The following is a 23,508-nucleotide window of genomic DNA, read 5'->3' as shown; positions in this document are numbered from 1 at the left end:
GATTAGTCACCGTAGCGGGACTAATCTGGGTATAAAGAGGCTTTAGGCTTGAGCATCCTCTAATGATACTCGCTTCCAGCCCAGCTTTTTCTCTATGGAGTCAATCATGGCGCTGGCGACATCTATGCCAGTTGCCGCTTCTATGCCCTCTAAGCCTGGCGATGAGTTAATTTCCAGCAACAGAGGTCCCTTGCTCGAGCGAATAATGTCGACGCCTGCAACCTGAAGACCCATGGTTTTAGCCGCCTTGATCGCTAACTTCTTCTCTTCAGGGCTGATTTGCACGATAGAAGCTGTGCCGCCCTGATGGATGTTCGCCCTGAACTCACCCGGCGCGGCGGTGCGCTCTATCGACGCGACAATCTTGCCGTCAATCACGAAACAGCGCAGATCTTTGCCCTGGGCCTCCTTGATAAACTCCTGAACCAACAGGTTAGCCTTCAAGGATTTAAACGCATTGATCACACTCTCTGCAGCCTTTCGGGTCTCGGCCAGAACAACACCTTTACCTTGAGTTCCTTCGAGCAGTTTAACTATTAACGGCGCCCCACCGACCATATCGATTAAATCCGTGGTATCCGCCGGCGAATTAGCAAAACCACTGGTGGGTATCGCTAAGTTATTTTTCTGCAATAACTGCAGAGAGAACAACTTGTCTCGCGACTGAGTGATCGCTGCCGAATTATTCAATGCCATGACCCCCAGGCTCTCGAAGTGACGCGTCAAGGCGCAACCATAGAAGGTCATGCTAGGACGAATTCTGGGAATAACCGCATCAAGGTCATTGAGGATCCTGCCGCCTCGGTAATGTACTTCAGGCTCTGAGGCATCCAGCTTCATATAACATTGCTGTATGTTATAGAAAAACATCTCATGACCACGCTGTTGACCCGCCTCCATAATACGACGATTGCTATACAAGTTAGGATTACTGGCAAGCAAGCCAATTTTGAGGCCTGTACTCGGCATATTTTTATTACCGTATAAGAGGTTGGTTTCATCTTCGGTATAGTCACCAAAATTAAAGTTAGCCGAAGGGTCAACCAAGATCTTCTGCCCCATGGCCTCTCGACCTAAGAGCATTCTAAAGCCCATATTGGCGCGATTTGATAAGGTCAGATCCACATCCCAGCTTTGATTGCCAAGCTGCAGTTGTTCACGGATAACGTAGCGTCTCTCAGTTTCACCATTGGAACTCTTAATAACCCGGCGATCGATTAGCTTAGACTCACAGAGTAAGGTCACCTTTCGGCTGCCCTGAATTGGGTGGACTTCATAACTGACCCAAGTGCTTCCATTACGCTTAAAAGTCTTAATATTGATTGCGTGAATGGAGGATGTTGTAGCCCCGGAGTCAACACGAGCCTTAACCGCCTTGATACCTAGCCCAGGTAAAGAGCACCACTCTTCACTGCCAACAATGATTTTATTAGTCATCTATTTTTGCTTCATAAATAGGTTAGAAAAAACGAAAGTACACCCGTTCTGTCACATCTCAAAGATATATATTCTAATGAAACAAAATCATTATTAATCAATGCGATGCATGAATCAGCACTCATTAAACCAAGAGTAATTGATTAGATTAAATAATCTATTACTGAGGTAATAAAAAAGGACATAAAAAAATCCCCATCACATGTGACGGGGATCAATATTTTAATTGCGATTAAAGCGCATGCATTGCAGTGCGCAATAAAGAATTAACTCTCGACAGGCGATACTACAAACAGAAGGTCACCTTGAGACACCTGCTGACCATTGCTGTTAAGAACACGCTCGATACGATATTTCTTATCTTCAGGATACAGCACCGCATCTGGACGATTATAACCAGCTAAGCTAAGCTGTGAGAACATCTTCATCGCTTCTGTAAGCGCTAAAGTCTGGCCCACAGTCACTATGTCACCTTCTTTAACGAAATCAGCTTCACCTGGCGCTGGAGAGGTGTAGAAGATACCGGCTCCTTGTGCCATCACTTTCAGCTCGTTACTCTCACCTACGCGCAGTGAAGCGGTATCGACGCCGACAGTTTCCGCAGCGGCTTCCATCTCGGCAATCAATTCAGGTACATCTAACTCGGCCATCAGACGAGGCAAGTAGTTAGTGTCGTATACACCTTCGTTGAAGGTGCCATCTTTCAAGATACGAGTCAGTAGCGGAATGTTAGTCGCAATCCCCTTAATGACCACATGGTCGGCGAGGTAATCGTGCAGCTTATTAATCACATCTTCACGACTCTCACCACGGCAGATTATCTGTGCGATCAAGCTGTCATAGTAAGGTGAAACCTCTTTACCCGCCTCTGCGATAGAGATGATCTCTATGTCATCACGCTCAGGCATCACGTATTCGGTGATCATACCAGGATGAGGAAGCAACTGAAGCACACCATGATTGTCCAGTGCGGCCTTCTCGGCAGTGACACGAACTTCAATGGCGTAACCCTTATCCTGTGGTTTCAGGTCTTCGATCGAGCGACCCGCAGCAATATCGAAACCTGCACTAACGATATCGATACCTGATGTCGCCTCGGTAACTGGATGCTCAACCTGCAGACGAGTGTTCATCTCCATGAAGTAGACTTCGTTAGTATCTAAGTTATAGATAAATTCGACCGTACCTGCGCCCATGTAATCCGTCGCATTACCTAGATCGAGAGTATATTGAAGTACCTTCTCTTTCAGCTCAGGTGGCAGCATGGTCGAACCAGACTCTTCGACAACCTTCTGGTTATTACGCTGAACTGAACAGTCACGGATACCCAATACCTTAGTATTACCAAACTTATCACGCAGAAGCTGTACTTCGATGTGACGCAGTGAAGTGACATACTTCTCCAGGTAGAGGTCGCCATTACCAAACGCCGCAGCCGCTTCGGTAGCAGTCTGTTGGAACAGGCTGATCATGTCCCCTTGACGCTCAACGACCTGAATACCTTTACCGCCACCACCTTGTACCGCTTTAAGCAGAACCGGATAGCCGATTTCATTTGCAACGTTTACCGCCTGCTCTGCATTACTCAAGATACCGTGACTACCTGGAACGACAGGAACACCATTGTCCTGGGACGTCTTAATCGCATTAGACTTGTTACCCATGGTCGTCATGCTGTGAACACTCGGTCCGACGAAGTTTACGCCATTATTGACACAAAGCGCGGCAAATTGAGGGCTTTCAGATAGGAAACCGATACCAGGATGCAGGGCATCGACATTTTCATATTCGGCCACTTTAAGCACAGAATATGCGTTGAGGTAACTCTCATCTGAGGTGTTACCACCGATACAGACAAGTTTGTCGTTGCCTTTAAGCATATCGGCAGGTACCGAATTCATATCTGGATCCGATGCCACTAAAACAACATCGATGCCGTTATCATGGGCCTTACGAATTAGCTTAACCGCGGTACAACCACGAGCATGAATCAATACCTTCTTGATAGGCTTCATGAGTTCACGAGGATCATCCTGAACTATCTCTTCATCGGCAGCCATCATCTCAGGAACTAAGGTAGATAGTGCATTAGCAATCACATCCTCGATCTTAGCCGTTGGCTTAGGCATCAGAGGATCGATACTGCTCAGTTGGTCGTCGATGGTGTCGCTGAATGGATTTATCACCAAGGCATTCATCGCACCAGGCACTTTCGACAGATAGTTAGACAGCGTCGCTGTAGACGGCAAATAAGCCGGAACAACCATCTGACCCGCAAACGGCATATTAGTACCCGATAGGTAATAGGTTTGCACTAATGGATGAGTCACGAAACTCGCCTGAGCACCACCGGTACAGTCACCATAACCGAACATGAGTACAGGTAGCTCGTTATCACGAATGAAGCGAGTAATACGATCATTGACCACAGCCATAGAGAAGAGTGCAGCCGCGCCTTCTTTAGTCTGCATACCACTTGAGCTGATAAAACAGATGACAGGAAGCTTACGCTTAGCACACTCGATCAATAGTGCACTGAATTTCTCGGCGCTGGCCATATCGAAGGCACCCGCCTGGAAGGCCGTGTTTGATACCGCAACACCAACACGCATCTGTTGACCGTTACGCTCGAAATCCGCCATACCTGTGATAAGACCACAAGGACGAATGCCTTTATCCAGTGCATCTTCGATGGAGAGACGGAATCCCGGGAAGTTGAGCAAGTTGGCAGACATCTTATCGCCATTGATCTCATCGAAATCGGTGAAAAACTTGCCGATCACGCTCTCCCAGCCCATCTTACCGGCACGCTTATCATCACGTAGTACTTTCTGGATCAAGAGATCCTGATAGCCCATGGTGAGACGGTTCCAGAAATCTTTGCGGCGACCGATACGTACAGGGTTGATTGCACCTGTGTATTCACCACTTTCCTCTTCACTATCGAAATACTCAGGTAGCAGACGTTCGAAGAAGTAAGTCAGGATCACGAACAGACTGTCGTTTAGCTGTGGGAAACCAACACTCTTCCACTGCTCAGTCTTAGTCAGTAGCTCTGCTCGATTCGACTGACTCATGAAGTATTTGAGCCACTTGTAGAATTTACTCTTATCGTTGGCCGTATCTTGAGTCGATAAAGCGCGGTCAATTGAGCTGTGTAGCAGGTTATCAACCGATGCACGTGACAAGCTCTTAGACATCATGGCTTCTTTAGCGATAGAGGCTAAGTTGCCAACGACATTGTCATACAGCGCGTTGAAGATAAGGATGTTGTGACACTGCCAGATAAAGTCTTCGCGTAATTCGTCATGAACAACCACATCCAGCACTGTTAGCTTGTTAACCTCAGGCCAATCTGCCTGAGTCACTTCAGATGGAAGTGTCTCCAAATACTGAATCAAGCCTTTGAAGTTGTTCTCAGCATTGCCTTTCCAACGGTGGAACAGAGACCAACTGATGTTAAAGATAAGCGCCTTACGGGCCTTCTTATAGTTCTCTTTCGGCTCACCTAAAATCAAACGAGTCAGCATGTTACGCTCGGTAGAAACCTCATCACGCTTAGCGGTGAAGTTCCCCCAAAGTTTGTTTAGCTCTTCGTCATAAACCAGTTTATCAGGGTTAGATAACCAAGACTGGAACACGCGGTCCTGCTCTTGCTGAATACGCGCGAGCAGATCACCTTCAGGCACGCTCACCTTAGACAGACGACCATACTGCTCTTGAGATATAGACTGAATACGGCTACGCAGCGTCAGGTAACGCAGGTAACGGTATGAGCTACCAAACAAGTTAAGATGCATTGTAGGGTTGTTAGCCACCGCAAGCTCTGCGTGGTGCTCAAGGGCTTCCAGGTTTTTAGTCGGATTCAAGAAACGAGTCAAACTGCGATCATAATGCTCACGCAAGTCTTTAGATTCTCTCACAAACTGCACGGCGGCATTTTCAACGGCTTCGATACTGCTGATGATAGCGCGGCGAAGATTATGCTGACGCTCATCTTTGTCCGCCGGAGAAAAGTCGATAATGCCGTCGATACAACCTGAGGTATATAGCTCTTCAGGTGCAACACCTACCGATTTAGCACATTCTTGCCAAGACAAATTGTACTTACGGGCGATGCTTTGCAGGCCCTGAGGTTGAATGGTATTGAAGATACCATCACGCAGTGACAATAAGATGTTAGCCGAAGCAAGTGGAATCGCACCACCCGAGTAACCGGCACCGATCACTATGCCTACGGTAGGCACATCGACATTAGCACTCTCGGCAATTGCCTTCGAGATGCTGTGGGCCTGGTTCTGACTGTTAGCCACTTCACCCGCATCGGCACCAGGGGTGTCGATAAGATAGATGATAGGCATAGACAGTTCTGCAAACTTGCGAATTGCCTTACACGCCGCCAAGTGATGCTCTGGCATCCAGGCACCATTATTAGTGGTACGTTCTTGTGCAATAAAACCGATACGGCGAGTGCGAGTACCGAAGTTCAATTCGATCTCGGCACTATAAAAAGGCCCTTGATGGTTTTCAGCAATGAGCTTGCCTTTAAGATCGGCAATCACACGCTTAGCACCGGCGCGGTTTTTATCTAATGTCGGTTGAATCACCTTAGTGACATAGCCATCTACATCGAGTTGCTCTAACTCTTTTAAGTTCGCTTGAATAGTATCTTCACCCAAGAGACCCTTGATCTCTTCGGCTAGGCTCTGTTTACTGTGTTCAGGAAACAGTGAAAAGTCTTGTGCCAGATGTTCTGCTTTCAGAAAAAGCGGGTCGGCAGATTGAGCCTGAGTCTTGTTTGTGGGCTGATTTTTGCTGGTCATCATTGATCCTCTGCTTAGCCTCTAAAATTTTTAGCGAGTAAATATAACTTTGTTAAGGTGTCAAATACCATTAAACTAGGCTAGACGCTTTGTTCCATATTTGAGACAGTGATAAAAACATGCCAGATCTTAACGGTATGATGCTGTTTGCGGCGGTAGTTAGAGCCAAAGGTTTCTCTCAAGCGGCCCGCGAAACAGGCATGCCAAAATCAACCATAAGTCGTAAGGTTGCTCAACTCGAAGAGCAGCTTGGTGTACGTCTGCTACAGCGAGATACTCGAAATTTGAGCCTCACTCAGGTAGGTGCGCTCTTCTATCAGCATTGCATCAGCATTCGTGACGAAATAGAGGCTGCCAAGGCCACAATAGAGAACACTAACAACGATGTTTCCGGCTCCCTACGCATCGCGATTCCCGTCTCATTCAGTCAAGAACTTATCGCCAACCTATGTAGCAGCTTTATGCGCCTCTACCCTAATGTAGAGCTGGATGTACAATTTACCGACAGCGAAGTGGGTTTAGTCGGTGAAGGTTATGATATCGCTATCAAGTATGGTCCACTGCAATCCTCGGACTTAGTCGCCCGCCTTTTGTTCGAGCGTAAACCTATTTTAGTTGCCAGCCCGGGTTACCTGAAGACCAATGGCACTCCGGCCACACCGCAAGAATTAGCCAATCATGATGGTATTTTACTGGGTACCTCACGCTCTGCGCCCATCTGGCCCCTGGGAAAAGGCAGCAGAAAAACCATGGTCAGCTTCAAACGTAAAGTCAGGGTAAACAGCGCCGTAATGGTAAAAAAACTGGCTCAGGATGATTTTGGTATCGCCATGTTATCCAACTCGGTATGCAAAAATGAACTGGCCAGCGGCTCCCTGGTACCTATTCTTCAGGAATGGCCCATCGAGGCATTTAAAGTCTATGGTGTTTACTCGAGCAGAAGGCAGCTTGCCACTAACATCAGTGTATTCTTGGACTTTTTCACCAAACGCTTCAGCAGTCAGGAATCACTGCAATCCTTGATGATGTAGGTTTAAATCCTTCCTAGGGTCTAGAACCTAGGAACAATATGACTCGGTTCAAAGGGTGATCCAGAAACAAGATAGTGGTCAAAAACGACTATTTCCCCTGATAAAAAAGCAAATAGTCGGGTACTTTATTTGCACTCGTTTGTCGTGCATACTCATTGGTATCAAGCCTTGACTATAATCAATTCAAATTGATAACCCGCTAAGATTGATAAATCATCATCAAAAATAAAAACAATCTTGTCCTAAAAATGATTGTCTATCACAGAAGAAGGAGCAAGCCATGACGAAATCCTGTTTAGTAGTTGCAGGACTCATCACAGGTGCAATGTTCAGCACAATAGCTATGGCTAGCCTGGATATAGAAGAGGCTCGCGTCTCCACCGCGACTCAAGCCATGCCTGAAGTCGTCGGACGCTATCAAGCTTTAGTCGATAGTCTCGAGGAACAATACAAGCAGCAAACCGATGAATTATTAATGACTCAGATGGTTGCCAGACAGGGAGAGCGCCTCTGGCAGCAAGCTGTCAGAGATGTGCAATCGGGAGGGCAAGATGACCGCCCTCTGTACTGGGGACGCCTGGCCATGAAGACCTTGCTTAAGCAGCAAGCCCCTTCGTTCCAGATAGCTCCCTGGCAACGCAATATCAACCTGAGTGCAGTAGAAAAGTCTTCCAGAGGCTTCAGTAATATTAGCTTTGCTGCCGATACTCAGGTCAAGATCTTGCTGACCGGATTCGATCCCTTCTTCCTCGACCGAAATATCGATCAGAGCAATCCTTCAGGCTTAGCGGCGCTGGCACTGGATGGCTATCAATTTTCGGTGAATGGCAAGAAAGCACAAATACAGACGGTGATGATCCCTGTACGCTTCGCCGACTTCGACCAAGGTATAATCGAATCTCTGCTTACTCCTTATTACCGCGAAAATAGCCTGGATATGATTATCACCGTCAGCATGGGAAGAGACGATTTCGATCTCGAGCGCTTCCCTGGGCGTAATCGCAGCGCAGCAGCACCGGATAACTTAAATGTATTAACCGGCGGCAACAATGAAAAGCCGATAGCGCCTATGTTTAATGGTAAGACCCTTAACGGTCCCGAGTTTGTTGAGTTTTCTCTCCCGGTTGCAGCCATGCAAACGGTTCAGGGAGATGCGGCTAAATGGAAGGTAAACGATAACCACAGTGTCACTACCCTGGCTAGAGGCAAGTTTAACGCTACCTCCTTGTCCGAGTTGCAAGCTGCTATTTCAGTTGAAGGCTCAGGTGGTGGTTATCTATCGAATGAGATCTCATACCGCGCCGTCTTATTACAGCAGCAATTTAACAGTAAGATCCCTGTCGGTCATATCCATACCCCTAGAGTGGAGAGTTTCGATGCTAAGACTGAAACCGACATCGTCGAACAGATCAGAGCCATGGTAATCGCTGGGGCTAAGAGCTTATAGCCAGTCCTAGTTGCTAGCGAGTAAATGAAACTGCTCAATGATAAATTGAGTCGTTTCATTATTCAGATCTGTCTAGTTAACCTATACCAATTCCAGCACTGGCGACTCTCAACACTCATTTTTAGACCTCTAGTTGTAAATCAGGGCAATATGTTTAACTTATTCGGATCAAAAAACACAGCTCAAGCAGGCTCGTTTGAAACAGCTCACTACGAATTTGAGGATGAACGTCACCAGCAGATCGCTGAGCAGGTATTAGACTATTACCGACAAGCAGAGACCCACCTGAAACGGACTTTTCCACATCCGGAAATTAGCTTTAAGCTCAGGGGTAAGAGTGCCGGCACGGCGCATCTGCAACTCAATCTACTCAGATTCAACTCTACTTTACTCGCAGAAAACCATCAGGCCTTTATCGATCAGGTTGTGCCACATGAGATCTGCCATCTGCTCGCTTATCAGTTATACGGCAAGGTCAAACCCCATGGCAAGGAATGGCAAGCTCTGATGATTAAGGTTTATCAACTAGAGCCAGCCACGACTCATACTCTAAATACTGAATCAGTATCAGGAAAAACATTCGATTATTTATGCGATTGCGGTAGCATCCCACTGAGTATTCGACGTCATAATAAGGTGATCCGTGGTGAGACTCAGTATCGTTGCAGATGCTGTAAGCAGGAGCTTAAGAGAGCCTAACGGCTTATAAATTTCTAATACCAATCGGTATTACCCTGCCAAGCTCTTGCTTCTATTCCCATTCATCCCGTAAAATCCCGCAAACAGAGCAGACATAAGTTCTGCCTATCGTCTTTGGGCAAAAAACGCACATTTGCCTATTTTAGGGAACACCATTGAAATTTTTTACGACACTCAACGCTGCCTTCATAGGTTTAGCGTTAAGTTTACTCCTATCATCGCCTTCATTCGCATCTCCTTCTCATCCCACCAGCTTTAGCCAAGCTAAACGACTGGCAAAAAAGATCTATAGCAGTGAGCTGCCACACACCAGCTTTTATTGTGGCTGTGACATCAAAATCCAAGGGAAAAAATGGCAGCCTGATCTACAAAGCTGTGGCTACCAAGTAAGAAAGCAAGAAAAACGCGCGGCACGTATCGAATGGGAACATCTAGTCCCAGCCTGGGAGTTAGGCCATCAAAGAAAATGCTGGCAAGAGGGTGGACGGAAAAATTGTGGTAAGAATGACCCCAAATATAAAAAGATGGAATCAGATCTGCACAACCTAGTGCCCGCCATCGGCGAGATCAACGGCGACAGGAGCAATTATCGCTTCAGCCAATGGAGCGCTAAGCCAGAACAATATGGCCGATGTGCCATGGTGGTCGATTTCAAATCTCGTAAGGTTGAGCCACCAGGCTACACTCGAGGCCGCATTGCCCGCACATATCTCTATATGCAGGGTACCTATGATTTAAAAATCGCCAAAAGCCAATTAAAACTGTTCAAAGCATGGGATAAAACTTATCCAGTTGATACTATCGAGTGCAAGAGAGACGAAGCGATCGCCAGGACACAGGGAAACCATAACCCTTTTGTCAAACAAAGATGCGACTCACCTGCTGTAAATACCCAGATTGCGGAGTAAGAAATAGATGAGAATTCCAAGAATATATCAAGACTCGCCCTTAGCAATCGGTGACAGCTTGGCCCTTCATGATGAGGCAGCTTCGCACATAGGTAGAGTATTACGAATGACCCCAGGCGAACAAATCAGTCTATTTAATGGTAGCGACCATGACTACTTGGCTGAGATCATCTCAGCCAGTAAGAAAAATGTCTCCGTTAAGGTCTTATCTTCGAGCGCTAACGCCAGTGAGTCACCACTTCATATTCATCTGGGACAGGTTATCTCCCGTGGCGACCGTATGGACTTTACCATTCAAAAATCGGTAGAGTTAGGCGTCAACACCATTACACCTCTGTTTTCAGAGCGTTGTGGCGTAAAACTCTCCGGTGAAAGATTAGAAAAAAAGATACACCAGTGGCAGAAGATTGTCATCGGCGCCTGTGAGCAATCAGGCCGAAGTCGGGTTCCTGAAATCAGGCCAGCCATGTCATTAGAGGCCTGGTGCGGTGAACAAACTGACTCGCTTAAATTAAATCTACACCCAAGGGCTGCACACGGTATCGGAGGATTGTCCCTCGAGGTTGCTAAAGTCAGACTATTGATAGGCCCCGAAGGCGGGCTCTCGGAGACTGAGATATTGAAGACAGAGCAAGATAAATTTACCGATATCTTGTTAGGGCCAAGAGTACTGAGAACAGAAACTGCGGCACTAACGGCAATCAGTGCCCTACAACTCAAATTTGGTGACTTATAGGTTCTAGGTTCTAGGTTCTAGGTTCTAGGTTCTAGGTTCTAGGTTCTAGGTTCTAGGTTCTAGGTTCTAGGTTCTAGGTTCTAGCAAGAAATTGGTGCAGAAATGCAAAAATTAAAGCCTAAACCTCAGACAAAGCACACACAAAATTCAATTGTCCCATCGGAAGATGGCGAAAGAAGGAAGCGAATAGATGATCAAGCTCGGCATAGTAATGGACCCAATCAGCGACATTAACATCAAGAAAGACTCTAGTTTCGCCATGTTACTCGCGGCTCAAAGCCGTGGATACCAGCTCTTCTATATGGAGATGCGAGATCTGGCCATGGTCAATGGTAAGGCGATGGCTAATATGCGCGCCTTAACCGTCAAGTCTGATCCTCAGAATTGGTTCGAGCTTGGAGAGACTATCGACACTCCCATGTCAGATCTTGATGTCGTATTAATGCGTAAAGATCCACCATTCGATACTGAGTTTATCTACGCGACCTACATGCTCGAACGGGCCGAAGAAGAAGGTGTGCTGATCGTCAACAAGCCCCAGAGCCTTCGTGACGCCAATGAGAAACTATTTACAGCCTGGTTCTCCGAGTTTACCCCTGACACAATTGTGACCAGAGATGAGACCCGTATCCGTAATTTCTATCAGGAAAAAGGCGATATCATACTCAAGCCACTTGATGGCATGGGCGGTAGCTCCATCTTCAGAGTCAAGAAGAATGATCCTAACTTAGGCGTGATCATCGAAACACTGACCGATCACGGCCAGCAATATGCCATGATCCAAGCCTTTATTCCCGATATCACCTCAGGTGATAAACGTATCTTGGTCATCGATGGTGAGCCAGTGCCTTATTCCCTGGCTCGTATTCCGCAAAAAGGCGAGACACGCGGCAACTTAGCCGCCGGCGGTCGTGGTGTAGCTCAACCTTTATCTGAGAGTGACTGGCATATTGCACGCAGCATAGGACCTGAACTCAAGAAACGCGGACTCATCTTCGTCGGCTTGGATGTGATTGGCGATAAGCTTACCGAGATCAACGTCACTAGCCCGACATGTATCAAAGAGATTGAAGCGGCTTATGATGTGGACATTACTGGTATGCTAATGGACGCCATCGAAGCACGAATTAAAGCACGGATTTAAGCACGTTATAGGATGTGGACATTACTGGTATGCTAATGGACGCCATCGAAGCACAAATTAACGCAAGCTAGGATGTTGGCAATGGGCATGACGCAAAAAATGAAGATATTCAAACAATGTATGTTGGCAGGAGTGGCACTGATCGGCAGCATGGGCGTCGCAGCTCAGGCAGTGACTCCTGTGCAAAACCTGCTAGGCGACGCACCCAGTGTCCCTAAAAATATTGTGATCATGATAGGTGACGGTATGGGCCCAGCCTATACCAGTGCCTATCGATACTATAAAGATAACCCGGATACTCAAGAGATAGAGCAGACGGTATTCGACCGACTACTCGTAGGAACTTCGAGCACTTATCCCGCTAGGGTGAGTGGTTATGTCACAGATTCGGCAGCCTCGGCAACGGCATTAGCCACTGGGACTAAAACCTATAATGGCGCCATCTCTGTCGATACCAATAAACAGCCTATTGCCACCATAATGGAAAAAGCCAAAGCCCTGGGACTCTCCACCGGAGTGGCCGTGACATCACAGATCAACCACGCTACTCCAGCAGCATTTCTCAGCCATAATGAAAGCCGTAGCAATTACGATGAGTTAGCTTATAGCTATCTTAAAACCGATGCCGATGTGATGTTAGGTGGCGGTCAGAAGTACTTCCCTACCAGCCTGATAAAAAAGTTCGAGGCTAAGGGTTATCAGTACCTGTCGGACTTTAACCAGCTCGACTCGATCAAGCAAGGTAAGGTCATAGGCCTGTTTGCCGATGTTCAACTGCCATGGGCCATCGATGATAGTGACAGTCATAAGCTGAGCAAGATGACAGCTAAGGCCTTAGAGTTATTATCGCAAAATGACCAAGGCTTCGTGCTTCTGGTCGAAGGCAGTTTAATAGACTGGGCCGGACACAATAATGATATTGCGGCGGCTATGGGAGAGATGGAAGAATTCGCCAACGCCATCGAAGTCGTAGAGCAGTACATCAGAAAAAATAACGATACTCTGATGGTGGTAACGGCAGATCATAATACCGGCGGCTTAAGCATAGGTGCTAACGGCGAGTATAGATGGGACACGAGTATCATCAGGGGTGTACAAGCCAGCCCAGATTTTATCGCTAACGATGCCCTCGCCGATGGTGACTGGCGAGCTCGAGTCTCATTAAATTTAGGCTTCGAGCCTAATGAAGATGAACTATCTCAATTATCTCGAGCAAGAATGCAGGGTAAAGAGGTGATGACCACAAGTATCAAACACCTCATAGATAGCCGTTCAAACACAGGCTGGACTACTGGCGGTCACACAGGCGTCGACGTACAGGTATTCGCAACGGGTCCAGCAGCCAGACTATTTGCAGGTTATCAGGACAACACAGATATCGCGACTAAGCTAATCAGTTTACTGCCTAAGGCTAAGTCTCAACCAAATAAATAACCACAAATACCAGCGTTAACTCCCCAGCTTAGCGAGCTGGGGCAGTGATTCTACCGGCCACACCCCATGCCCCTCTATCTCATTGAGAATTCTGAACGCCTTCCTCTCTTCTAAAGGTTTCGAGAACAGATAACCCTGAGCCAATTCACACCTGGCAGCGGCAAGAAAATCACACTGTTCCTGGGTTTCTATGCCTTCGGCTACTACGGTTCTACCCAGATTGTGTGCCAGATCTATGACTGTGGTGACGATATGAGTATCGACACTATTATCGAGTACACCAGAGGTAAAGCAACGGTCAATTTTCAATACATCGAAGGGTAGCTGCTTAAGGTAACTCAGGGAGGAATAGCCGGTTCCAAAATCATCTATGGCAATCCGCACACCCAGACGCTTCAATGACTTCATCGCAGACAAGGCGAGATCCACCTGCTCAATCACACTCTCCTCTGTGACCTCTAACAGTAGACTCTGGGGCGGAATATTGTATTTTGATAAGATACGTTGAACCAGAGGGATCAGACCAGGATCCATATAGTGTTTCGCCGACAGATTAACTGCAAGGTAGAGATCGTCCCAGCCCTTCTCAATCAGACGGGATAAGATGGCTCCTCCTTCTTCGAGTACGTAATTGCCCACTTGTATGATGGCTTCACTATCCTCAATATCGGGTATAAAGTTACCCGGCATGATCAAACCCCTCTCCGGGTGATGCCATCGGATTAACGCTTCGAATCCTTTCACCTTACCATCGGGGAGTGACACTATCGGCTGCAGGGAGAGTGACAACTGCTTCTCTTCGATTGCAGCACCAATATCTTGCTCTATCATCAACTTGTTATTCGCCCTTTGTAGCATCTCCGGGGTAAACACCCGGTAATTACTACGCCCCGCGTCCTTCGCCTGATACATGGCCAGATCGGCGTATTTAATCAGCTCTTCGGCCCTGACATTATTACTCTCACAGTAAGCGACGCCGATACTCGTGGTCACAATCAACTTATGCCGCCCTAACACAACAGGCTGTTGCAGGGAGGCAAATATCTTATGAATAACCTTGCGGACATCCTCTTCCGAGCGGATCCCCCTGAGCAGAATAAGAAACTCATCCCCTCCTTGCCTGAACACTGTATCCATAGCACGAACGCTATGATTCAACCTCTTGGCCACTATTTTTAATAGCTCATCTCCCTGACTATGGCCTAATGTATCGTTGATCCGTTTAAATTCATCGAGATCGAGAAACATCAAAGCTAACTTATCGTGAATGCGTCCGACGCAGGCGATAGTCTTCTGCAATTCATGATTGAGCATGGCCTTATTAGGTAAACCTGTCAGAGTGTCTAACATGGCGAGCCGCTCTAATTCACAAGTATATTCGTCAACTTCCAACTCCAGATTCTGCATCCGCTCGGCAAGGTTTAGCGTCGCAATATTGATTAAGTCCACCTCATCGACGATAAATGAAGAGGTCTTAGGTGACAAGGATTTCAGAGCCTCGAAATCATGTTCTGCGAGCATAGGGAGTAGAGTCGCATGACGACTCAAACTCACCACAGGTGCCCAGGCAGCCAATATGACTAGAGCCCCGGACAAGACTAAACTGAACAGGAGAGTCCCCAACATACTCTCCTGAAATTCATTGAGCAGAGACTGCCAATCACTGATATTGTTGATCACCAGTATCGCCGGAGGAGACACCCCCTCAGCCAAGGGAAATATCCACAGAGCAGAAAGTTCACCACCCACCTGATAGACGCCCCCCCTATTCTCTATCTGCTCCCAGGTAAATCGAGCCGCAGCCTGTTCTAACTGAATTAAACTGGTGTGTTTATTACTAATACTATAGACCTCTCTCCCCCAATAACTTTGTCCCTCCCCCACATCAGTAGAAGGGGCTAACACAGCTAGCTCAAATGTTTCATTAATTCTAAACCTTGCCAAAATATCCGTCAGGCCAGTCTCCATAAATAAAAAGTGCGGTTCGCCTTGTAACAAGTTCGGCACTAAGACCTGAATAACACACTCTTGTAAGCATACGATGCGCCAATGTGGCTCCAACTTCACCGTAACCGATTTAAACCAGTCCATCTCAGTACTTTCCATTAACTTACCAGCATGGGCGAGTACCTCGCCAGATAGCGACATAAGACTCAGCCGATCAAGCTCCCAGTAGAGCTGTAGATCGGGCCAACGAAGCGCTAACATGGCTTGGTAGCCCGAGGGAGTTTGCTGTTTTTCAGTAACCAAGAGTGCGATCTGTTGGGCGGCGGACAAGGAGTGTTCGACACTCAAGGAGATGGAAGTCTCCAGATTCTGAGCTAATTTACCTCGCTGAGATTCCAGTAAATAATTCTGCTGATTGATGAGTTGCCTGTATGCGAAACCACCTAAGAGCCCACCTAAGATGGTGAGTATAATCAGTACCGCAACTAGCAGCTTCCATTTTAAACTGATAAATATTGTCCGACCTTCTGGCAGCATAGTCATATCATCACCACTGGAACGAGTAGCAGCTTACATTTAAGACTGATAAATATTGTCCGACCTTCAGGCAACATAGTCATATCATCACCACTGGAATCGATAAGAAATCTGCAGCGCAAACATGGACCAATGTTTCGACTGCGTGGATGGATCCGGTGCCACTATCGGGGTCACCCAAGATGCACCTTCGACCAAATGATATTCTGCGGCCAACAACCAATCATTATTCAAAAAGCAGCGAGCGCCGAAGCTCCAGTCATCTGTGTAAGAAAAATAAGCGGGGAGACCCGTAACAGCCTCGAACTCCTTGCCATCGGCATCATCTTTATCGACTACATGTTTATCGAATCGCACAAAAAGTTCGATTTCATGGGGAAGATAGGCTCTTAGGTCTAGGTAATAGCCTATGCCAGAGTCGACTAATTCATCTGCCATTGGAGGAAACACCAGGCCATTAGTCAGCCTGTCTACGGTCATATATTCGGCGGTAAACTCAAAGTTCATATATCTAAATTGTCCCGAGAACACCCAATTTTTTAATCTAATATTACCGGGGTAATAATCTTCCAGAGATGGGAGGTAGCTGACTTCAGCGTCGTAATAGCTAAGGCCTAATCTAAGATGGTCATTTTGAAACTCTATATCTCCAGAGTAATAACTCTCTGAATCGAAGGCGCCTAACTCCACATTACCCATCACATTTCGATCTAAATCTTCGGTGACGTCAACCTTACCGACAGACACATGCCAGTCTAAGGCTCCGTTCCAGATTTGATGCATACCAAACAGGTCTGCCCCCTCGATATGCAACTGAGCATCACGAAAGTAATCACTATAGATAGACTGGGGCAACATGATACTCGGCTGGGTAAAGGGAACATCTCTGGTGCTGGAATAGAAGCCAGTTTCATTCTTAAATCGCCCTCCTCGAATACCTAGCGTCCCTTCACCCACCTGATGGCTGTATTCGACAAAAAGATAGTCAAAATTAACAGCACCTTCAGCGAGGCTCCCCCACTGCCTGTAGCTGAGTGCACTGGCTATACGAATGTGCTCGATAGGCTTCCATGACACAGCAAATGCGGCTTCGGTAATATTAAAGGTACTATCATCCTCTCCTACGACAAACTGAGTGTCGTCAGCAGTAACATAGCCCTGACTAACAAAACCATTAAATTGCCATTCGGAAGACCAAGAATAAAAAGGTACGAGAAGAAGTACTAAGCTGATAAACCAATTAGCGACTAGCTTCATAAAGACTCCTAGCCACTCTATTGTCACCACTCAATGCGGGCTCTGCCAAATAACCTATCGAACCAGGTGTTTTTGCAATTTTTTCCTGCATCTCAACTTCATTTTTTAATATGATGGGTCGCTCTCCAGTGCCAGAATAAACTAAGCGGTCCCATCTTCGCTGTAACATATACGGCATCATATCCAGCTGTTTAAAACAGAATTCTTTATGCAGTTCAGAGCTGGGAGAAAGAATAAATACTTGAATTTTTTGACCATCGGGCCAATAGATTTTTTGCATCGAAAAAATCAGGCGTAACTCTTGAGCAGGCAAGGGGAAATCAATGGCTGAACCATTCACTATGACCTGAGCTGCGGTAGAATGAGCACAAAAAAGATACAGCACTAACATCCATGTGGCCAAGAGGCGCATTAACTAGTCTCCTTACTATCCTTTATCCACACATAAAATAAGCCAAGCTGCTGCATCAACGAATCTAGCGGATACTAATACCTCACGTACCTACAGCTTAGGCAAAGAATACTTATGCCGCTCAAAATTTATTTCATAGAAGCTGATAATTTACACTTGAAAAATATGATTCAAAATCTTTCAAAAAAAACAGTGATCAAACTATCTGACCCAAGTCACTATTAGCCATAATGATTTATTTGAAATACACCTGATGATTTTTGTCATCAGGTTCCAGAAATATTCAATTGCCTAAAGTCTTAACCGACTCAATATCTGTATATATCAGACTAAAAACTGATAGAGATGTATAAATTTGGGATATAATAGGCGCTCAAATTTCCTAACTGTGGTCGTCGTGTTAACTAATCCATCTCAAGTCATTCTCAGAAATAGCAATTTATTCGAAAATCAAAATGTATTAGTAATCAATTATGAAGACGATCGGCTTCCTAAACATCTGTTAGAACATGCCAATAAGGTCACCGCACTGGCACTGGACTTCCATCATCACCTACAGATGGAGCCTGAGGCCAGCCAAGAACTGTCGCTATTTTTTAGCCATTGCCTTCCCAATGACGAGCTGTTTGATACGGCAATCATTTATTACCCTAAAGCGAAGGCGCTTGCCGCCTACCTCCTAAACTTAGCCGGCCAACACTTGAAGCCCGGTGGACAGCTTGTCGTAGTGGGTGAAAATAAAGGTGGAATTCGCTCCCTGGTCAAACAGATCCCCGCCTATTTTGATAAGCCTTTTAAACAAGATAATGCTCGCCACTGTCTACTTTATATCAGTGAGCTTATCGAGCAGGCTCCCAAAGTCAGACTCGATGAGTGGGTCAGTCAATATCAGTTAGATACCCCCCAGGGCGAAATTACAGTGTGTAACTTAGTCGGGGTGTTCAGCGAGAAAAAATTAGATGAAGGCACTAAGTTATTGCTATCAAATCTGCCAAGAATGAAAGGTAGGGTATTAGATTTTGGCTGCGGCGCCGGCGTCATTACCGCCGCTCTACTCAAGGAACAACCCCAATTACAAGTCGAATGTATCGACATCAATGCCATGGCGCTAGCTTCATGTGAGCTGACATTAACAGCCAATAATTTTATCGCCACGACTTACCCATCAGATGGTTTAGCCCAAACCCAAGATAAATTTGATGGCATCATCTCTAATCCACCATTCCACGATGGACTTAAGAGCACGACCGACATAGCCAAAAATTTTGTAAGCGATAGTGTAAAAAAACTAAAGAAAGGCGGTATATGGCACATTGTAGCCAATCGACATCTAGCATACAGCGACACGATTGAGGATAATTTCGGTCAAGTAAACGTCATAGCCGAAAACAACAAATATAAAATTTACTCAAACAAGTTCAATAAAATCAATAAACAAACTCGATAAATACGGGTTTAACTCAATTCACTGTCAGGCCGGATAAAACACTTCTGGCCCTTTTATTGCTCAAAATCAATTTTATATTAATCTTATTAGAGTCCATTCACTTTTCAGTCAGTTAGGGCTTCTTAGCCGAAACTTTATACTGTTATACTCGTACAGTAGTAAAACAAGATTAAACAAGATAAAACACATAAGAATAATAATGAGTCATTACATCGGAATTCACTATGCTATCTCCTGAACTGATTGAACTAAGTGCTGATAATAGTTTTGCCGAATTTAAGGTGACGCCTAATACGCATGGTCCACTCACCGAAGAGGCTATCTTCACCCTCTTAACGCTCCCCGATTTCGATTGTCTTTTCCCTCTAGAGCCTAGCATTCAGAAGGCCGTGATCCAGGTCAATCAACTCTGTGGCCAAGATGACGGTCAATTCGAACAATTTTTTCAAATTGCCGAGCGCCGCAATGGTTTAATCGAAGTAGAGATAAGTGAAGATAAGATGAGTGCCCAGATGCAACTCACAGCAGCCTGGGGGGGGGAGGAAGTTACCATCCAGGATATCTTGAAATCACTAAAAACCAATAACGTTGGCATGGGCTTAAGTAAAGTTAAGATTCAGACGCTATTGAAACAACTAACACAGCTTCAGTCAGGTAAGACTTGTCGTAGTGTCATAGCTACAGGCAAGCCCTGTGTCAATGGCACTAACGCCAAGCTTGAACGTAAAGTCCCCCTAGCCAGAGAACGCTTACTGCAACCCCAAGAGCGAAAAGATGGCACCGTAGATATGCGAAATTTAGGTTCTGTCATCATGGTGAAGCCTAAAGATCTCTTGATGGTGAAACACCCGGCAACACAAGGGACTAAAGGCTATAACGTACATGGTGAAGTGCTAGCTCCCGTACCCGGAAAAGATCTCAAGCTCACCGAAGAGGAAGGAGCTGGGCTGGATCCTGCAAACCTGAATCACCTGATCGCAACGGTTGCTGGCCAGCCCGTTGAGACTAAAACAAGCATGAAAGTCGATGATGTACTCAATATCAAGGATGTCGATGTAGGCTATGGCAACGTTGACTTTAAAGGCAGCATAATGATCACTGGAGATGTACACGAGGGCATGGTAGTAAAAAGCTCCGGGGACATTACCGTTATGGGGTTTGTCGATTCATCGACCTTAATTGCCGAAGGTGATGTAATTGTCAGTAAGGGGATCATAGGCAGGCAGCTCAAAGAAAATGAGTTGTCGACTAAGATTCTAGCTAAGGGTCAGATTTGCGCTCAATTCATCCAATATTCAGATCTCGATGCTCAGGGTGAGATTCTCGTCACTAAACAACTACTTCACAGTCATACCAAGACCAAACAGAAACTCACAGTTAGCGATGCCAATGGACGAAGAGGCGATCTCGTCGGCGGAATAGTTAAAGCCGATAAGGGACTTAAAGCCGTTATCATAGGCGCTACTGCCGGCACTAAAACGGAAGTGTTTTGTGCCATGAAACAGGGAGATCTGAAGAAAAACCTAAAAGAGCTAGATCAGGGAATTAAAGCTATGGTTGTGGCTAAATTAGAGATCGCTGCCCGGCTCAAGAAGTTGCCCCCAAAGAGCGAATGGCAAAATGATGAAATGATGGTAGAACAAGTCAAAATGATGCTGGATGAAAAGCAACGCATCATAAATGAACTTGCAAGGGAAGAAATTGAATATGAGACCATCAAACAGGAAGTCGATGCCTATTACCAAGACAACCGCATAGAAGCTCATAAACACATTTTTTCCAATGTCGAAATTCATATAGGTCAAGCCTTTAACCGAACCCAGAGAGAACACGGTACCTGTATAGTATTCAATCAAGATCAAGAGATAACCTTCGATTATAACAATCGCGGCTAATGACTTAGTCTTAATGCATTAAACTTAATGGCCCAGTTCTAATCAGTCTGTCTTAATGACTAAAAATAGAGGCAAGAGCAGTTATACTTTCTGCTCTTCACCTTATGTTTTAGCCACCTCTCCCCATTAAAGTTGGCTTTTCTTCTCTCGCTTCCCTCAAACTTTCCATGCATAATCTTTTTATAAAAACTAATTAATAACCAAGAAAGCTAAGAGAACATTTGTGGAATTATTAAGAATTGATTGTTTAGGTAAAGAGCTGAGATTAGAAGGCTCTATGGCCGGTTGGCAACAGCTTTTTTGGGGAGATACCCTAGTCTCAGTCAAACAGGCTTCTGCAGATAATGAGGGGCTAAAAACTCATGAGTTTGAACTCGCTACACAAGTCAATCAGGTCAACACCAACCCGGATACAAACATTGAAAAATCAATAGCCAGCCAAGCTATAAAGATAAGCCTTGAGATCAATCTTACTTGGCAGCCATTTAGCTTAGATTATCGCTTGATAAAGGATGATCAAATCATCAATAGCGGTACTAGAGACACCAAAGATATCGAGCGGCAGGTCCCAGTCAAGCCTATCGAAGCAAAGCGAAAAGTCAGTTTAGTCGGCTTAGCTTCCTTAGGGTTCAAGCTGCTAAAGAGCGCAAAAGTCATCAAGGTAGTTTTAGCTGGCGCCAGTGTTGCCGCATACTCCTGGTTATTCTCCTTCCAATTTGCTTTAGCCTTGATCGCCTGTCTGGTATTTCACGAATATGGCCACATCAGAGCCATGAAACATTTCGGCATGAAAACCAAGGGCATCTACCTAATCCCATTCATGGGAGGGCTGGCACTCAGCGACGAGAAGATCAATACCCGTTGGCAGGACGTGGTGATATCTATCATGGGACCAACATTCGGCCTACTCATGTCCATCATGGCTTTGATAGCCTACTGGTTAACTGGTAACGTGTTTTTCGCTGGTCTGGCCGCCTTTAACGCCCTTTTAAACCTATTTAACCTATTACCCATACTCCCACTAGACGGTGGACACATCTTAAAGAGCATTAGCTTTTCGATGAACAGCGTCTTGGGTCTGGGCGCCTGCGTCGCTGGGGCTGCCGTTGGCGTTTACTTGAGCTACACATTAGGACTAGCACTATTGGGATTCCTGCTTCTCATCGGCAGTTTAGAAATAGTATTCGAGTGGAAGACACGCCACCAGAGTCATTTGTTACCTCTGGACAGGTATGGACAGATATTCTCCACCATATGGTATTTTCTCACCGTGGGAGCACTTATAGCCATCATCTGGTATCTAGCCGGTTCTGGAGATAACATGTTGGGCTTACCGCTGAAGATATTGCAGAGTTAGAACAAGATTCTGAAGTAAATACTGGTATAAAATGGGGAGGCATAACCTCCCTTTTTACTGCCCGGAATAAAATGATGAGACGAAATTGCAAACATTAAAAAGCAGGTTATCTATTTCCAGTTCTGTTGCAAATATTGAAAGTAGCCCAAAAGGGCTCTGATAACCTGGCTGGTTATTAGTAATTAACCAGTGTATTGGTAATTATACCAATCGGTATAAAAAAGTGGCCAACTCAGAGTTATTTTTGGCTGCATAATTCAAGGCGGATGAGTGAGGGAATGGTGATCCCTTTTGAATTCATTCAACACAGAAGTAGGTTGCCAAAAACACTCCTGAAAGGCGAGTTTTAGCACTTCCGATACGGCGTTAACGAGCTTAAACGTAGAATAACTATGTTCCCCACTCGTTGCCTTGCCTCTGAAGCGCTAAACTCTCGCTGAGTGACCACACCTTTATACCGATTGGTATTATACGGCTCTCTCCCCCCAATTCCTTGATCGCATAACTAGGTTTTGAATTGTCCTTTTTGAACATGTGCGTGACTTAAAATCCTTTGCTAGCTGTCTTCATCGATTTAGGCCCGATAAGGAATGCTTTGCATGCGCTGTATTTAAAATGACAGAGAGATTTAATAGATCAGCAAGGCTGGTCAAAAGTAAAAATGACGAACATACAGTCGTAGCGCGTAGCAGGTTTGCTGCAGCTGGGGAGCAAGCCACATGGGTGTCTGGAAATGGCCCGGCTTGGAATCGTCATGATACTTGCCGAAGGCCGAACCACATGGGGGCGGAGAAGTAGCGCTTTGGATGCGGAAACAAAGAGCGGAGGCGCCTTCCAATGGCCCGGCTTCGGACAAGGGCTTCCCCCTACTAGCATATAAAAGGATGCATGCTGCGCATGCGCTATCTATATTCCCCATGTGAGAAGCTCATTTCAAAAGCTGTTAAACGAAAAAATCCCCAACACTAGGTGCTGGGGATTTATCGTTTATTAGGCG

15 protein-coding genes and 1 pseudogene are annotated in these 23,508 nt (G+C 45.8%); 10 read left to right on the top strand and 6 right to left on the bottom strand.

Features of this window, described 5'->3' with window-relative positions:
* Nucleotides 1-42 precede the first annotated feature (42 nt).
* The 3 genes and pseudogenes from rimK to FS373_RS09715 form a co-directional block, all read right to left on the bottom strand.
* Entirely contained in the window at nt 43-969 is a 927-nt protein-coding gene (gene rimK, locus FS373_RS09720) for a 30S ribosomal protein S6--L-glutamate ligase (protein WP_227992701.1), read from the bottom strand.
* A 66-nt stretch (nt 970-1,035) separates the two neighbouring features.
* Nucleotides 1,036-1,437: pseudogene (locus FS373_RS31895) on the bottom strand (ATP-dependent zinc protease); the annotation flags it as partial.
* 266 nt (nt 1,438-1,703) lie between these two features.
* A complete protein-coding gene (locus tag FS373_RS09715) occupies nt 1,704-6,260 on the bottom strand; it encodes a biotin carboxylase N-terminal domain-containing protein (RefSeq protein ID WP_144048806.1) in 4,557 nt (1,518 codons plus the stop codon).
* Between the two features lie 119 nt (nt 6,261-6,379).
* On the opposite strand from FS373_RS09715, the gene FS373_RS09710 reads away from it, so the two are divergent.
* The 7 genes from FS373_RS09710 to FS373_RS09680 all read left to right on the top strand — a co-directional run bounded on the left by FS373_RS09710 (nt 6,380) and on the right by FS373_RS09680 (nt 13,659).
* Nucleotides 6,380-7,291 (top strand): LysR family transcriptional regulator, encoded by a 912-nt coding sequence (locus tag FS373_RS09710; RefSeq protein WP_144044925.1) that lies wholly within the window; start codon nt 6,380-6,382, stop codon nt 7,289-7,291.
* A 280-nt stretch (nt 7,292-7,571) separates the two neighbouring features.
* Nucleotides 7,572-8,738 carry a hypothetical protein gene (locus FS373_RS09705; protein ID WP_152829348.1) on the top strand — a complete coding sequence of 389 codons (1,167 nt, stop codon included), beginning with the start codon at nt 7,572-7,574 and terminating at the stop codon, nt 8,736-8,738.
* Nucleotides 8,739-8,888: 150 nt separating this feature from the next.
* Nucleotides 8,889-9,437, top strand: a complete 549-nt coding sequence (locus tag FS373_RS09700; RefSeq protein WP_152829499.1) for a SprT family zinc-dependent metalloprotease — start codon at nt 8,889-8,891, stop codon at nt 9,435-9,437.
* A gap of 155 nt (nt 9,438-9,592) precedes the next feature.
* A complete protein-coding gene (locus FS373_RS09695; protein WP_152829347.1) occupies nt 9,593-10,345 on the top strand; it encodes an endonuclease in 753 nt (250 codons plus the stop codon).
* A gap of 7 nt (nt 10,346-10,352) precedes the next feature.
* Nucleotides 10,353-11,081: a 16S rRNA (uracil(1498)-N(3))-methyltransferase gene (gene rsmE, locus FS373_RS09690; protein WP_144044922.1), complete on the top strand. Its 729-nt coding sequence runs from the start codon at nt 10,353-10,355 to the stop codon at nt 11,079-11,081.
* Between the two features lie 190 nt (nt 11,082-11,271).
* Nucleotides 11,272-12,225 (top strand): glutathione synthase, encoded by a 954-nt coding sequence (gene gshB, locus FS373_RS09685; protein ID WP_144044921.1) that lies wholly within the window; start codon nt 11,272-11,274, stop codon nt 12,223-12,225.
* A gap of 81 nt (nt 12,226-12,306) precedes the next feature.
* On the top strand, nt 12,307-13,659 hold the full coding sequence (locus tag FS373_RS09680; protein WP_416221756.1) for an alkaline phosphatase: 1,353 nt from the start codon (nt 12,307-12,309) through the stop codon (nt 13,657-13,659).
* A gap of 15 nt (nt 13,660-13,674) precedes the next feature.
* Here FS373_RS09680 and FS373_RS09675 read toward each other — a convergent pair whose 3' ends face one another.
* The 3 genes from FS373_RS09675 to FS373_RS09665 all read right to left on the bottom strand — a co-directional run bounded on the left by FS373_RS09675 (nt 13,675) and on the right by FS373_RS09665 (nt 17,812).
* Complete coding sequence (locus FS373_RS09675; protein WP_152829345.1) at nt 13,675-16,149, bottom strand: putative bifunctional diguanylate cyclase/phosphodiesterase; 2,475 nt, start codon at nt 16,147-16,149, stop codon at nt 13,675-13,677.
* Between the two features lie 81 nt (nt 16,150-16,230).
* On the bottom strand, nt 16,231-17,400 hold the full coding sequence (locus FS373_RS09670) for a hypothetical protein (protein ID WP_152829344.1): 1,170 nt from the start codon (nt 17,398-17,400) through the stop codon (nt 16,231-16,233).
* On the bottom strand, nt 17,384-17,812 hold the full coding sequence (locus tag FS373_RS09665) for a hypothetical protein (RefSeq protein ID WP_152829343.1): 429 nt from the start codon (nt 17,810-17,812) through the stop codon (nt 17,384-17,386). The genes FS373_RS09670 and FS373_RS09665 overlap by 17 nt, the downstream gene beginning before the upstream one ends.
* Before the next feature lie 397 nt (nt 17,813-18,209).
* Here FS373_RS09665 and FS373_RS09660 point away from each other — a divergent pair, with 397 nt between their 5' ends.
* From FS373_RS09660 to FS373_RS09650, 3 genes are all read left to right on the top strand, one after another.
* A complete protein-coding gene (locus FS373_RS09660; protein WP_144044917.1) occupies nt 18,210-19,259 on the top strand; it encodes a class I SAM-dependent methyltransferase in 1,050 nt (349 codons plus the stop codon).
* Nucleotides 19,260-19,483: 224 nt separating this feature from the next.
* Nucleotides 19,484-21,154 carry a DUF342 domain-containing protein gene (locus FS373_RS09655; RefSeq protein WP_152829341.1) on the top strand — a complete coding sequence of 557 codons (1,671 nt, stop codon included), beginning with the start codon at nt 19,484-19,486 and terminating at the stop codon, nt 21,152-21,154.
* Nucleotides 21,155-21,377: 223 nt separating this feature from the next.
* Entirely contained in the window at nt 21,378-22,511 is a 1,134-nt protein-coding gene (locus FS373_RS09650) for a site-2 protease family protein (RefSeq protein WP_144044916.1), read from the top strand.
* Nucleotides 22,512-23,508: the final 997 nt, after the last annotated feature.

This window comes from Shewanella sp. YLB-07 (genome assembly GCF_009377275.1).
This window is presented reverse-complemented; position numbering and strand designations above follow the sequence as displayed.